Origin of the sequence: Serratia sp. SCBI (genome assembly GCF_000747565.1) — a bacterium.
Lineage (GTDB): Bacteria > Pseudomonadota > Gammaproteobacteria > Enterobacterales > Enterobacteriaceae > Serratia > Serratia ureilytica.
This window is the reverse complement of record NZ_CP003424.1, coordinates 122628-136852: the sequence shown is the minus strand read 5'-3', so window position 1 is coordinate 136852 and position 14225 is coordinate 122628. Positions and strand designations below refer to the sequence as shown.

The following is a 14225-nucleotide window of genomic DNA, read 5'->3' as shown; positions in this document are numbered from 1 at the left end:
CGGCGTGGGTTTATGCGGTGAAATCCGACGCTTTACGCCCCCGGATGTTCGTCCTGATCGACCGCAAAACAGGCCACCATCTGCTCACCGTACTGCTTCAGCTGCGGCTGCAGCTGTACGCAGGTACCGAAGGCGCGGCGGCAGCGGGCATTGAATGCGCAGCCCGGCGGCGGGTTCATCGGGCTGGGCAGTTCGCCGGTCAGCTTGATGCGCTCGCGGCGCATATCCGGGTTCAACCGCGGCGTCGCCGAGAGCAGCGCCTGGGTGTACGGATGGCGCGGGTTGTTGAAGATCGCCTCTTTGCTGCCCTTTTCCACGCAGCGGCCCAGGTACATCACCATCACTTCATCGGCGATGTGTTCCACCACCGACAGATCGTGCGAGATGAACACGTAGGACAGCCCCAGCTCCTGCTGCAGATCCATCATCAGGTTCAGCACCTGCGCGCGCACCGACACGTCCAACGCCGACACCGGCTCATCGGCGATCACCACGTCCGGATTCAGCATCAGCCCGCGGGCGATGGCGATACGCTGACGCTGGCCGCCGGAGAACATGTGCGGATAGCGATCGTAATGCTCGGTCTTCAGGCCGACCTTCGCCATCATCTCCAGCGCTTTTTCCCGCCGTTCGGCGGCGCTGAGCGAGGTGTTGATCAACAGCGGCTCCTCGAGGATCTGCCCGACCTTCTTGCGCGGGTTGAGCGATCCGTAAGGATTCTGGAACACGATTTGGATCTTCTGGCGCCGCAATTTCTCGGCGGAAACGTCCGGCTTCAGCAGATCCTGTCCCTGGTAGTACAGCTCGCCGCCGGTCGGCACTTCGATCATCGTCAGCAGGCGGCCGAGCGTGGATTTGCCGCAGCCCGACTCACCGACTACCGCCAGCGTTTTACCGCGCTCCAGAGTGAACGACACGCCGTCCAGCGCCTTGACCAGCCGCTCCGGCGCGAACAGGCCCTTTTTCACCGGGTAATGCTTTTTCAGGTCGATCGCCTGCAGTAAAGGTTGATTCTGGCTCATACGGTCGGCCTCCCCGCATCATCCAGCGGTGTGTGACATTTAACCTGACGGCCGGGAATGCTGCGCAGTTCCGGCTCCTCGTTACGGCAGCGCTCGTTGGCGTACGGACAACGCGGATTGAGCAGGCAGCCGGTCGGGCGATCGTATTTGCCCGGCACCACGCCCGGCAGCGAAGCCAGCCGCGCCTTGTCGGCGGCGAACTCCGGCAGCGCGCGCAGCAGCGCCTGGGTGTACGGGTGGCGCGGCGCGCGGAAAATCTCCGCCGCTTTGCCGGATTCCACCACCTGGCCGGCGTACATCACGATGATGTGATGTGCCGCTTCCGCCACCAGCGCCAAATCGTGGGTGATCAGCAACAGCGCCATGTTCTCGCGCTGCTGCAGATCCAGCAGCAGTTCGATGATCTGCGCCTGGATGGTCACGTCGAGCGCGGTCGTCGGCTCATCGGCGATCAGCAGCTTCGGCCGACAGGCGATAGCCATGGCGATCATCACGCGCTGACTCATGCCGCCGGAAAGCTGATGCGGGTACACGTCCAGCCGCGAGGCCGGATCGGGAATCCCCACCTGCGTCAGCAGGTCGATAGCGCGCTGGCGGCGGGTGCGGCGGTTGCCGCCCTGATGCACCTTCAGCGCCTCCATAATCTGATAACCGACGGTGTAGCACGGGTTCAGGCTGGTCATCGGATCCTGGAAGATCATCGCCACTTCGGAGCCCACCAGCTGGCGGCGCTCTTTTTCGGAGATCTTGCGCAAGTCCTGGCCGTTGAACTCCAGCTTGTCGGCCATCACTTTGCCGGGAAAATCGATCAGGCCCATGATCGCCAGCGAACTGACGGATTTGCCGGAGCCGGATTCACCGACGATGCCGACCACCTGACCTTGATCCACGCTGTAACTGATGCGGTCTACCGCGCGGAACGGGGTGCCTTCGTCACCGAAGTGCACCGAAAGCTTGTCTACATTCAATAACGCCATCTCTCTCGTCCTCTGTTACTGCTTGAGTTTGGGGTCGAGAGCGTCACGCAAACCGTCCCCCATCAGGTTGAATGCCAGCACCGTCAGCAGGATCGCCAGGCCGGGGAAGGTCACTACCCACCAGGCGCTTTGCGCGAACTGCAACACGTCGGAGAGCATGGTGCCCCACTCCGGCGTCGGCGGTTGCGCGCCCATGCCCAGAAAGCCGAGAGCGGCCATGTCGAGAATGGCGTTCGAGAAACCGAGAGAAGCCTGAACGATCAAGGGCGCCAGGCAGTTAGGCAGAATATTGACGAACATCTGACGCAGCGCGCCGGCGCCCGCCACCCGCGAAGCGGTGACGTAATCGCGGTTCACCTCCGCCAGCACCGCCGCGCGCGTCAGACGCACATAGTGCGGCAAGGCGACGAAGGTGAGCGCCAGCGAGGCGTTGACGATCGACGGTCCGAATACCGCCACCAGCACCAGCGCCAGCAGCAGGCTCGGCAGGGCCAGCATGATGTCGACGACGCGCATGATCACCGCGTCCACCGCGCCGCCGAAGTAGCCGGCCAGCAGGCCGAACACCACGCCCATGACCAGCGACAGCACCACCACCAGACAACCGACCAGCAGCGACAGGCGCGCGCCGTACATCAGGCGCGACAGCACATCGCGGCCCACGTCGTCGGTGCCCAGGATGTATTGCCAACTGCCGCCCTCCTGCCACACCGGCGGCTTGAGCAGCGCGTCGCGGAACTGGTCCGCCGGCGCATGCGGCGCCAGCACCCCGGCGCCGAGCGCGATCACCAGCATCAAAACGATATACACCAGGCCGACCACGGCCCCTTTATTGCGCTTGAAATAGTGCCAGAACTCCTGAAACGGGGTCATCGGCTTCGGCGCACCTTTAACTGCAGACTCAGTGATTTGAGACATGAGAGCGCCCCTTATTTCTTGTGGCGAATACGCGGGTTGACCACGCCGTAGAGCACGTCTACCAGCAGGTTAACCAGAATGATCATACAGGCGACCAGCAACACCCCGCCCTGCACTACCGGGTAATCACGGCGCTGCAGCGCATCGATCAGCCAGCGGCCCAGACCCGGCCAGGAGAAGATGGTTTCGGTCAGAATGGCGCCGGCCAGCATGGTGCCGACCTGCAGCCCGATCACCGTCACCACCGGCAGCAGCGCGTTGCGCAGCGCGTGAACGACGATCACCCGCATGCGGCTCACGCCCTTGGCGCGCGCGGTGCGGATATAGTCTTCGCCCAACACCTCCAGCATCGAGGAGCGGGTCATGCGCACGATCACCGCCAGCGGGATGGTGCCCAGCACGATGGCCGGCAGGATCATGTGCATCACCGCATCGATAAAGTCGCCCGGTTCGCCCCAGATCAGGGTGTCTATCAGCATGAAGCCGGTCAGCGGGTGGCTGTCGTCGAGGAATACCGTGTCGCTGATGCGCCCCGACACCGGCGTCAGGTTAAGCTGCACCGACACCAGCATGATCAGCATCATGCCCCACCAGAAAATCGGCATCGAATAGCCGGTCAGCGAGATGCCCACCGCGGTATGGTCGAAGACCGAGCCGCGTTTGACCGCCGCCAGCACCCCGACCGGGATGCCCACCAGCACCGCGAAGATCATCGCGCACAGGCCCAGCTCCAGCGTGGCCTGAAAGCGCGGAACGAACTCGCTCCAGACGGAGATGCGGCTTTTGAGTGAGGTGCCCAGATCGCCGTGCAGCACGTTGGACACATAGGAGAAGTATTGTTGATAGAGCGGCTTGTCCAGCCCCATTTCCGCCATCAGCTGCGCGTGGCGCTCGGCGGAGATACCGCGTTCCCCGGCCATGATGGTCACCGGGTCGCCGGGGATCATATGGACGAATGCAAAAGTCAGCAATGTAATGCCGATAAACGTTGGGATAACTAACCCCAAACGTCGGAGTATGAACTGCAACATATCCCGAACTCTCTGTATCAATGCCCGGCAGCTCATCGTCCGCCAGGCTTATTAACGCTCACATGCCTTTGAACGATCCAACGGCCATACGCCGGAGACTGGTCAGCAGAGGCGCAAACCTGTTGCGCCCCTGCAAATCCATTCGTGCATCTCCGGTTTAGGTCGGAATCAGTCTACAGAGACATTCTCGAAGTGATGCTTGCCGAGCGGATCCACGACGTAGCCCTTCACTTCCTTACGCACAGGCTCATACACGGTGGAGTGCGCGACGATCAGCGCCGGAGCCTGATCGTGCATCACCACCTGCGCCTGCTTGTACAGTTCGATGCGTTTGTCGTGGTTGGACTCGGCGCGCGCCGGTTGAATCAGATCTTCAAACGGCTTGTAGCACCAGCGGGAGTAGTTGGAGCCGTCTTTCGCCGCCGCGCAGCTGAACAGCGTGGCGAAGAAGTTGTCCGGATCCCCGTTGTCGCCGGTCCAGCCCATCATCACCGTCTGGTGCTCGCCCGCTTTGGCGCGCTTGAGGTATTCACCCCACTCATAGGTCACGATTTTGGCTTTCACGCCGATCTTGGCCCAGTCGGCCTGGATCATTTCCGCCATGCGGCGCGCGTTCGGGTTGTAAGGACGCTGTACCGGCATCGCCCACAGGTCGATGCTGAAACCATCGGCCATGCCCGCTTCTTTCAGCAGTTCTTTCGCCTTGGCCGGATCGTAAGCGTAATCCTGCACCGCGTCGTTATAGCCCCACATGGTCGGCGGGATCAGGTTCTTGGCCGCCTGGCCCGCGCCCTGATAAACCGCGTCGATGATCGCCTGCTTGTTGACCGCCATGGTCAACGCCTGACGCACCTTCACGTTATCCAGCGGTTTTTTCTCGGTGTTGAACGACAGGTAACCCACGTTCAGCCCCGGCTGCTCCATCAGGTTGATGGATTTGTCCTGCTTCATGCGGGCGATATCGGCCGGGTTCGGGAACGGCATCACCTGGCATTCGTTTTTCTGCAGCTTGGCGTAACGCACGGAAGCGTCAGGCGTGATGGAGAACACCAGACGATCGATCTTCGGCTTGGTGCCCCAGAAACCGTCGAACGCCTTGTACAGGATTTTGGAGTCTTTCTGGTATTGCAGCAGCTGGAACGGACCGGTGCCGATCGGGTTCAGGTCGACTTTTTCCGGCGTACCGGCTTTCATCATGACGTCAGCGTATTCGGCGGACAGGATGGACGCGAAGTCCATGCCCAGGTCAGCCAGGAACGGCGCCTCCGGGCGGTTCAGCACGAAACGCACGGTGTTGTCGTCTACTTTTTCGATCTTGGCGATCAGCTTCGGCATGTCCATGCCTTCAAAGTATTCGTAACTGCCGCCGGACACTTTGTGGTAGGCGTTATTGGCATCCAACTGGCGTTCGAAGGAGAACACCACGTCGTCGGCGTTGAAGTCGCGCGTCGGTTTGAAATCTTTGCTGCTCTGCCACTTCACGCCTTTGCGCAGGTGGAAGGTATAGGTTTTGCCGTCTTCGCTGACGTCCCACTTCTCAGCCAGGCCCGGCTGCAGTTCGGTGGTGCCGACTTTGAATTCGACCAGGCGGTTGTAGATCGGTACCGAACTGGCGTCGTAGGTGGTGCCGGAGGTGAACAGCTGCGGGTTGAACCCTTCCGGGGAACCTTCAGAACAGTAAACCAACGTCTTGGCCTGTACGCTGGCCGCCACGGTCAGCGCGATCAGCCCAATGCCGAATTTCAGAACCCCCGATTTACCCAAGGAACGTGTCATCGTTAGTGCTCCATTGTGTGATGTGATGTGTGTAATTGCCGCCAGACCTGTATTTTTTATTGCGTGGCCTGTGCGGTCAGCGCCCGAAGGCAGAAGGCGTACGATGAGAGGATGCCGGATGGAACGCATCGCGACGGGGACGTCTGAGCGCGTGGAATTCACTCAAACAACTCTCGCTCTTACCCCTGAGGCTATCAAGTTGCCAACTGTTTGGGGTGTCGTCAATATAACCAGTGGGGATTTACGCAGACTGTGAGAAACAGCAAACAAACAATAAAAAAAACCTTTTGTTAACAGTTCCAGCATGAAAATTTATGCTAAGCGGTCATTTTTAGCGCATTGGTCTGACCCTGATAAATTTACTGGTTTTAAACTCCGCTAAAAAACCCCAAAACTTTGTTGCTGAACGATGAATATCTGAACGGTTATTTTTGTGATCGCCGTTAAAGACAGAAGGAAATGCTGAAGGATTACCCAAAAGGGTGAGTCCGATGAGCGCATTTTTCGCCGGGCAGGCCCACAATCTGTGCGGCGTAAAAAAACTTTCGGCGGCGAAAAAGCCGGGGGCGAAAGGATATCCCCCGGCAACGCACTGCAACCGATTATTGAACGCCGGCGCTATTGCCCAGGCTGGCGTTCATGCTGTTGAGAATATCGCCGTTGTCCGCGTCGATCTCCCAGGAGAACAGGCCGCCCAGCTGCTTATCCAACACGTACTTGCCTTTGGCCTGCACCGAGCGGGCATCGTCAAAGGTGATCAGATCGCCGGTGGAAGGTTTGAACACGTAAGGCGCTTCCGCCGTGGCGTCGTAGGTGTACTGCCACTCACCGCTCATGAACTGGCTGGCGATCTGGCGGTAGTCCACGATGCCGTTCTCCCAGGTGCCTTTGACCGGCCCGGTGGCGGTGCCGGTGAACGGAATGTTGTTCTGGTAGCCGTTCACCCCGGTCCAACCGCGGCCATACATGGCGGTGCCGACGACGATCTTGCCCGGCTTGACGCCCTGCGCCAGCAGCGCATTCACGCCGTTCACCGTGGTGTAGGCGGTGTCCGGTTTCCAGGCCGGCGCATTCAGCGCGGTCTGATGCCCCAGGTTTTTCAGATCGAAGGCGCCGTAGAAGTCGTAGCTCATCAGGAAGATGTGATCCATCGAGTTCTGCGCGACGTTGTATGCCACCTTGTCGATCTTGTCCTTGCCGGCGCTGATGGCGGAGGTCAGCTCATACTTGCGGCCGGTTTCCGCCGACAGCTGATCCAGCATCGCCCGCAGTTCTTTCATCAGCAGCACATAAGTTTCCCCGTCCTGAGGGCTGCCCAGATTCGGGTTGGCGCCTTTGCCGCCCGGGAACTCCCAGTCGATATCCACGCCGTCGAAGAACTTCCAGGTCTGCAGGAACTCTTTCACCGAGCCGACGAAGCGATCGCGCTTCACCTTGTCGCCCATGAAGAAGAACGGGTCGGACAGCGTCCAGCCGCCGATCGACGGCAGGATTTTCAGATCGGGACGCGCCTGCTTCAGCGCCATCAGCTGGCCAAAGTTGCCCTTGTAGGAGTCATCCCAGGCGGTGACGCCCTTCTGCGCTTTTTGCAGCGCGGCGAACGGATCGTGGATGGAGACTTTGAAATCCTCGCGGCCCTGGCAGGAGCGCTGCAGCGCCTGGAAGCTGCCTTCAATCTCTTTCAGGCTGTCGTTGATGCCGTTGCCGCCGCAGATCGGGATAAAGCCGTACAGCAGGTGAGTCAGGTTCTGCGCCGGGATCTTATCGACGGTGAAATTGCGCCCGTAAACGCCCCACTCGACGAAATAAGAACCGACGACTTTGCCGGAATTCTGTTTATACGGTTTGTTCTTTTCCAGCAGCGGCTCTTTCAACGGCGCCAAATGGCTGCCGTCGGTGTCGGCCACCACAATTTCAGTGGCGTCGCTGGCGGTGCAACCGTCGGCATTGCACAATGCCACCTGCATTTGATAACGGCCGCCTTTATTGACTTTAAAATTCGCCGTACCGGAAGATCCGGTTGAAGGGCCGCTCCACGCCTCTTTGCCATTTAATAAAATCTTGGCCGTCGTGCCCGCGTCGCCATTCCATAAATTCCAGGAGACGGAAACATCGGCGGCATTTTTTACCCTCACCAAATTATTATAAGCAGTAGCCGCCTGGTCAACTTCAACGATGGCGAACTTGGTGTTGCCCCAGGCGATGGTCGGCTTGCCCGGCGCGGCGGCCTGCGCCGCGGAACACAGCGTGCTGCCGATCAACAGCGCCAACAGCGGTTTATTAAATTTGCGCATAACTGATTCCTTTATTCCGAGAGGATAAACATAAAAGAGTTAATCGTCGCTACGCATTGCCGAAGCGAAAAAATTCCGCAATAATCCACGAAGATTAAAGTCAACAAATAAAAACAGCGTTTTTCCACGTAACGGAAAAAATCATTCCCGCCGCGTACATTCAGACTATAAATAAAAAAGGCGTGAAAACAAGAGCGCTATCAACTGGGTTTTATTCAGCAAGCGTGAATTTATTTAAATATGAGAAAAAGAACCTAACTGGAATAAGGAGTTTGAATTAATTAAGCGTAAAGGATAAATATATTTCACGAGGATGGCGGATTGACACGTGCCATAAAGCGAAGCCGGTCGTATCGCAGGAGGTGCTCATCCTCATAAACCGCAGGCGAAAAAAAAACCTGCTTTAAAAGCAGGTTTTTCGAATGGTGGTCGGCGAGAGAGGATTCGAACCTCCGACCCACTGGTCCCAAACCAGTTGCGCTACCAAGCTGCGCTACTCGCCGATGCGGGGCGCATCTTACTGCTGGCGGTTATAGGCGTCAATCACTTTTTTTCCCCTGCATTTCAAGTGGTGATAAAAGCGCCATAATGCGCTGCGCCGGGGGTTGCGCAGCGCATTTTACTCAGGCTTTGGCGGTTTTCAGCACCGGCGTCTGCGCACGCAGGAACGGCAGCAGGAACAGCGCCGACAGGCAGGCGGCGATGGAAATCACCACAAAGAAACCGTTCCAGTGCCAGATTTCCATCACCCGCGCGATCGGGTAACCGGACAGCGCCGCGCCCAGGTAGGCGAACAGGCCGACGAAACCGGTCGCCGCGCCCGCCGCATCTTTATGCGAGCACTCCGCCGCCGCCATGCCGATCAGCATCTGCGGGCCGAAGATGAAGAAGCCGATGGCGAAGAAGCAGCAGGCCTGCAGCAGGTAGGTGACGCCCGGCATCAGCCACAGCGCCGCCACCGACAGGAAGATGCCGATGGCGAAGATCAGGTTCATCGGGCCGCGGTTGCCACGGAACAGCTTGTCGGAACCCCAACCGGCCACCAGCGAACCGATAAAGCCGCCCACTTCAAACAGCGAAATGGCCGAGTTGGCGGTCATCAGCGAATAGCCCTTTTCCTGCGTCAGGTAGAGGTTGCCCCAGTCGTTGATCGCGGTGCGCACGATGTACACCAGCACGTAAGAGACCGCCAGCAGCCAGATGTACTTGTTGGTCAACACGTAGCGCTTGATGATCTCGCGGTTGCTCAGCCCCTGGCCTTCCGATTCCTGCACCAGCTCCATGGCGTCGTTGCGCCATTTGCCGACGCTCGGCAGCCCCAGGGTGGAGGGCTTGTCGCGCAGGCGCCAGCACATCAGCAGGCCGAGCACCACGCCGATGATGCCGGGAATGATCATGCCGTAACGCCAGCTGAAGTGCAGCGAGATAAAGCCCACCAGCAGCGGGATCAGCGCGCCGCCGACGTTGTGCGAAGTGTTCCACATCGCCCACCAGCTGCCGCGCTCGGAGCGCGAATACCAGCTGGTGAGGATTTTGGAGCACGGCGGCCAGCCCCAACCCTGGAAGAAGGCATTGAGGATCCACAGCGTGCCGAGCATCAGCAACGACGAACTGAGGCCGAAGAAGATATTCAGCACCCCGGTCATGATCAGGCCCAGCCCCATAAAGTAACGCGGGTTGGAGCGATCGCTGATCATGCCGGAAATGAATTTCGAGCAGCCGTAGGTGATGTAGAACAGCGTGCCGAGGATGCCGACGTCGGACATCGTCAGGCCCAGATCGCTCAGCATCGCCGGCATGATGAAGTTGAAGCTTTTGCGCGTGAAGTAAAACGCGGCGTAGCCGATGTACATTGTGCACATCAGCTGGATGCGCCAGTATTTGTAGCTGGCGTCGATCTGCCGTTGATCGGTGACCTGCGGCGCATCCGGGCGGCTTTTAAGGAAAGACCACATGTGGAACCTCAGAGGATTGAATAAAGTGCCGCTATGATGCTCCCCGCGCGCGCGGGAGGCTTACGCCGGATTCCCGACTCGGTTAGGAGTTTTTCCTAGTTTTGCGCTTGCGCCGGTGAAACTGTGGGCAAGATCACACTCAAACAGGCGCCCCGCTCAGAGGTGAGCCGCAGGCTGCCGCCGAGAGCGCTGATGCGCTCCTGCATGCCACGCAGGCCGTACCCCGGCTGATGGTGGTCCGCATCGAAGCCCACGCCGTTATCGCGGATGGTCAAGGCAATCTGCGGCGCGGCGCCTTTGCGCGGCTGCAGACGCGCGTCCAATTCCAGGCGGCTGGCGCCGGCGTGGCGGCACACATTGGTCACCCCTTCCTGACACACCCGGTACAGCGTGATTTTCAGCGTTTCATCCAGCAGTTCGTCCGGCACCTGCCACTGCATGCTGCTCACCAGCGAGGCGTCCTGCGGCAGCGACTCCCGCAGCATCGCCGCCACCGCCGCCGACAGCGGCAGGTTGTTCAGCGCCGCCGGCCACAGCTGGGTCAGCACATCGTGCACCCCATCGTAGACCCGCAGCGCTAACGCATCGATGGTGTCGGCGCAGCCGATCACCGCCGGCTCCGGCGCCAGGCGTTTAACGATGCTGGCCTGTGTGCGGATCACGGTGATGGTCTGCCCCACTTCATCGTGCAGCTCGCGCGCCACCTCGCGCCGGGTTTGTTCCTCCGCCGTCACCAGCGCCCGCGCCAGCTGCCGGTTCTCCGCCAGCCGCAGCCGCAGCTGCTGATTCAGTTCGCGCTGGCGCTGAATACCGGCGCCCAGCAGCAGCCCGGTCAGGCTTTGGGCCAGCAGTGACAACAGCAAGTCGCGGTGCGACTCGGGCTGCGGCGGCTCGTTGACCATCAACGCCACGCCGTTGAGCAGCGTCGCCAACAGCGCGCCCTGCCAGCCATAACGGTAAGACATGAACACGATCGGGATCGCCAGGCAGAAAGGCGCAAAGCGGCGCAGCTCGGCGGCGTTAACCTGCTGCTGCAGCCAGATGCTGAATGCAAACAGCAGCAGATAGCTGGCCAGGTGGCCCAGGCGCAGCTCCACCGGCTTGTGGATCAGCCCCGGCTCCAGCGGCACCCAGATTTGGCGCGCCAGATAGTGCCACAACAGCAGGCAGGTCGGCGCGATGGTGAAACCGCCGGTCAGGCCGAGCAGCAGCGCGCGGGCGCCTTCGCCGCTCACCAGCTGCCACACAAGTGCCTGCAGCAAAGCGGCGGCGGCCACCACCGCGCCCTGCAACAGCGGCCACCGCCATTCGCTGTCGCTCTGCTGATGGCGCAACAGCCACGGCGAGGCCAGCAGGCTGAGCAGCACCGTCAGCACCAGTACCGCCACCGACGCCCACAGCGCCGGGCCGTAGCCGTACTGGTCCGCCAGCAGCGCCATCAGCAGCAGGTCGGCCAGCAGGATCCCCGGCCAGAAACGGTACGGGCTCTGCAGCAAAATGCCCATGCGCAGGCCGAACGGGAACAGCAACAGCGCCTGCCAGGGCGGGTCGATCAGCGCGGTGCCGATGCCCCACAGGCAAAATGCGCTGGCGGCATAGATGAAGAACAGCGCCAGCTGGGTGATCAGACGCTGCGTCACAGGTTCAGCATCCGTCTGGCCAGCTCGACGTTATTGGTGATGCCCAGCTTGGCGAACAGGTTGGCGCGATGCACATGCACCGTCTTCGGCGACAGCCCCAGCGCGGCGGCGATCTCGCGCACCTCCTGGCCCTGCGCCAGCAATAGCGCGATCTCGCGCTCGCGGCGGGTCAACGGATCCACCTTCACCCGCGCCAGCTGCTGGGCGATTTCCGGCATCAGATAGACGCCGCCGCCGGCGACGGTGCGCACGGCGGTGATCAGATCTTCCGGCTTGCAGCGCTTGGAGAGAAAGCCGCTGGCGCCGCGTTCCAGCGCCATTTCCACCAGCGCCGGATTATCGTGCATCGACAGCATCACCACGCGGATGCCGGAGGGAATGTCCGCCAGCAGATCCAACCCGCTGCCGTCGGGCATCGAAATGTCGCAAATGCAGATTTCCGCCTCCAGCCCCGGCAGGCCAGCGCGCGCCTGCGCCGCGCTGCTGAACTCGCCCACTACCTGAATATCGGCCTCCAGCGACAGCAGCTGCACAAAGCCCGAACGCACAATGTCATGATCGTCGATAAACGCCACGCGCAGGGTCATGGAAATCTCCGGTTAGAAGGGGAAGTGCGCAAGTATACCGTATGCACACACCGGAATAATTGATGAAGAGAATGTATTGGCGGAAATTACCGGGTGCGCAAGGCACCCGGCGGGAGGGATTACAGGCTGGCAGGCGCCGTTTTATTCTGCGGGAGATGGCACCAGTTGTTTTTATCCACGATGCCGCCGTTCGGCGAGGTGTAGCCGAGGCAACCGAGGATGGTGTCGAACAGCTCGACGTGGCGATGCGTTCTGCCGATGCGCTGCTGCGCCTGCAGTTGCTCAAAGGCGCTGAGGTGCTGCGGGTTCTCGAGGAACTTGTCCGACGCCCACACCATCATCGGCACGCGGAATTGTTCCGGCGGCGCCATTTCGCGCGGCGTGCCGTGCAGGTGCGTATTCTCGCCGATCGACTCGCCGTGATCGGCGGCATAGAACACGATGGCCTTCTTGTCCCGCACCTGGTCGATAACATTACTGATAAAGCTGTCGGTATACAGCACCGTATTGTCGAAGGCGTTGATCAGCTGCGCCTTGGTGCAGGAGTCATCCACCCCCATGCACTCCGGCTGATAGCGCGCATAGCTGCGCGGATAACGCTGCGAGTACAGGTAGTGCGAGCCTTTGGTATGCAGGATCACCAGGTGTTTGCCCTTCGGATAACGCGCCAGCGACTCCTTCATTTCATCCACCAGCAGCATATCGTCGACCGCCTTGCCGTCGTTGCGCTTCTCGGACGCGATCATCTCGCGGAACGAATAGTTGTTCACCTCGGTGTTGTTGTAGAACCACACCTCACTCTGCATGGCGAACAGCTCGGAAGAGAAGCCCAGTTCCTTCATCACCGCGAACACGTTTTGCTCTTTCAGCGTGCGCTGCGGGTTGTCCTCGGTACCGCCTTCGCGCACGAACATGCAGCGCAGCGACAGCTTGGTGGCGGTGTCGCAAGACTCGCCGCGGAACGCCACCAGATTCTTCTCTTTCGACAGGCGCGGCGTAGTATCGCGCTCGTAGCCCAGCATGCCCATGTGATCCCAGCGCGTGGTCTCGCCGATGATGAACACCACGTAGGTATCGTCGATGTCCGCCGGCGGCACATAGGTAAAGTGTTTGCCCGGATCGAACAGCGTGCTCTGATCCTGACTTTCGTCATAGCGGGTATAGGCGAACAGCCCCAGCGCCGACAGCCAGTTAGACGGCAGGTACGAGTGCGCCACCACGCCGCCGTAGCTCGGCAGATCGACGTTGGAAAGCTTCTCCTGCACGCTTTGCTCGTCGTCCAGCATGCGCAGCGGCAGCCAGACCAACGCCACCACCGCCAACAACACCAGCAGCGGTTTGATGCGGTGACCGGGGGTTTTCAGCTGTTCGATCAGGGTGAAGCGCAGGCTGTTTTTCCAGATCAGCAGCAGCGGCAAGGCGCTGAGCGCCACCATCCACAGCACGAAATGCAGGCCGACCACCTCTTTCGACAGATCGATATCGGTGGTCATCACCGACACCACGATGCCGTAGCCGATCACCACGTTGAAAAACGTCATGTAGTAGCTGGCGGCAACCGAAATCAGCACCAGCAGCGAGGCGACGATGCGATAAAACAGCCGGCCGCCGAGGGACACCAGCCGCATGATGAAGAACGTGAACAGGACGATAGCGATGACTTCCGTCACCGCCGAAATAAGCTTAATTCCCTGAATGCCGTGCGCCAGCGAATCAAAACGGCGATAAAAAACGGACAGGTTTAGAAAGATGCCGATATAGATCGCTAACAATAACGATAAATTCTGCTGTGATAGCGATTTAACTTTGTTCATGTAACGCGGTGGCTCCGGGGACGGTGTAGCGGTTCTGACTCAGTCAGACACTGATTGCGGCTTCTGGTTCAGCCAACCGGCAATAAGCGTTATTTTGCGAGTAATAATCAAGAGAATTCTCACAAAACGGGCAAAATTTACCGCTTTTTTGAGCACTTTTCAGACGGGATATCAAAGAAAATGGAGGGATAAACCCTCCATTTTTTCCATG

The 14225-nt window shown here is 59.9% G+C and carries 10 protein-coding genes and 1 tRNA gene; all 11 read right to left on the bottom strand.

Annotated features, from left to right (window positions below; all coding sequences use genetic code 11):
• Window positions 1–32: 32 nt before the first annotated feature.
• Window positions 33–1022, bottom strand: a complete 990-nt coding sequence (dppF, locus tag SERRSCBI_RS00605; RefSeq protein ID WP_015376237.1) for a dipeptide ABC transporter ATP-binding subunit DppF — start codon at window positions 1020–1022, stop codon at window positions 33–35.
• Complete coding sequence (dppD, locus tag SERRSCBI_RS00600) at window positions 1019–1999, bottom strand: dipeptide ABC transporter ATP-binding protein (RefSeq protein ID WP_033645058.1); 981 nt, start codon at window positions 1997–1999, stop codon at window positions 1019–1021. Before dppD ends, dppF begins: the two co-directional genes overlap by 4 nt.
• A 15-nt stretch (window positions 2000–2014) precedes the next feature.
• On the bottom strand, window positions 2015–2917 hold the full coding sequence (gene dppC, locus SERRSCBI_RS00595) for a dipeptide ABC transporter permease DppC (RefSeq protein ID WP_033645059.1): 903 nt from the start codon (window positions 2915–2917) through the stop codon (window positions 2015–2017).
• A gap of 11 nt (window positions 2918–2928) precedes the next feature.
• Complete coding sequence (gene dppB, locus SERRSCBI_RS00590; protein ID WP_033645060.1) at window positions 2929–3948, bottom strand: dipeptide ABC transporter permease DppB; 1020 nt, start codon at window positions 3946–3948, stop codon at window positions 2929–2931.
• Window positions 3949–4116: 168 nt separating this feature from the next.
• Entirely contained in the window at window positions 4117–5724 is a 1608-nt protein-coding gene (dppA, locus tag SERRSCBI_RS00585) for a dipeptide ABC transporter periplasmic-binding protein DppA (RefSeq protein ID WP_042783430.1), read from the bottom strand.
• A gap of 602 nt (window positions 5725–6326) precedes the next feature.
• Complete coding sequence (locus tag SERRSCBI_RS00580) at window positions 6327–8018, bottom strand: glycosyl hydrolase family 18 protein (protein WP_042783429.1); 1692 nt, start codon at window positions 8016–8018, stop codon at window positions 6327–6329.
• Window positions 8019–8444: 426 nt separating this feature from the next.
• Window positions 8445–8521, bottom strand: a tRNA-Pro gene (locus SERRSCBI_RS00575).
• Window positions 8522–8641: 120 nt separating this feature from the next.
• On the bottom strand, window positions 8642–9973 hold the full coding sequence (locus SERRSCBI_RS00570) for an MFS transporter (protein ID WP_033652276.1): 1332 nt from the start codon (window positions 9971–9973) through the stop codon (window positions 8642–8644).
• A gap of 95 nt (window positions 9974–10068) precedes the next feature.
• The gene (gene uhpB, locus SERRSCBI_RS00565; protein ID WP_033652277.1) at window positions 10069–11613 is read right to left on the bottom strand and encodes a signal transduction histidine-protein kinase/phosphatase UhpB; all 1545 of its coding nucleotides are present in this window, start codon (window positions 11611–11613) and stop codon (window positions 10069–10071) included.
• Complete coding sequence (uhpA, locus tag SERRSCBI_RS00560) at window positions 11610–12200, bottom strand: transcriptional regulator UhpA (RefSeq protein ID WP_033645065.1); 591 nt, start codon at window positions 12198–12200, stop codon at window positions 11610–11612. The genes uhpB and uhpA overlap by 4 nt, the downstream gene beginning before the upstream one ends.
• A gap of 119 nt (window positions 12201–12319) precedes the next feature.
• Window positions 12320–14014, bottom strand: coding sequence for a kdo(2)-lipid A phosphoethanolamine 7''-transferase (gene eptB / locus SERRSCBI_RS00555; protein ID WP_042783428.1), 1695 nt, complete (start codon window positions 14012–14014; stop codon window positions 12320–12322).
• Window positions 14015–14225 lie beyond the last annotated feature (211 nt).

Coding starts and splice junctions, on each gene's coding strand:
- dppF (WP_015376237.1), bottom strand. CDS start 1,022: ATGAGCCAGAATCAACCTTTACTGCAGGCGATCGACCTGAAAAAGCAT.
- dppD (WP_033645058.1), bottom strand. CDS start 1,999: ATGGCGTTATTGAATGTAGACAAGCTTTCGGTGCACTTCGGTGACGAA.
- dppC (WP_033645059.1), bottom strand. CDS start 2,917: ATGTCTCAAATCACTGAGTCTGCAGTTAAAGGTGCGCCGAAGCCGATG.
- dppA (WP_042783430.1), bottom strand. CDS start 5,724: ATGACACGTTCCTTGGGTAAATCGGGGGTTCTGAAATTCGGCATTGGG.
- SERRSCBI_RS00580 (WP_042783429.1), bottom strand. CDS start 8,018: ATGCGCAAATTTAATAAACCGCTGTTGGCGCTGTTGATCGGCAGCACG.
- dppB (WP_033645060.1), bottom strand. CDS start 3,948: ATGTTGCAGTTCATACTCCGACGTTTGGGGTTAGTTATCCCAACGTTT.
- eptB (WP_042783428.1), bottom strand. CDS start 14,014: ATGAACAAAGTTAAATCGCTATCACAGCAGAATTTATCGTTATTGTTA.
- SERRSCBI_RS00570 (WP_033652276.1), bottom strand. CDS start 9,973: ATGTGGTCTTTCCTTAAAAGCCGCCCGGATGCGCCGCAGGTCACCGAT.
- uhpA (WP_033645065.1), bottom strand. CDS start 12,200: ATGACCCTGCGCGTGGCGTTTATCGACGATCATGACATTGTGCGTTCG.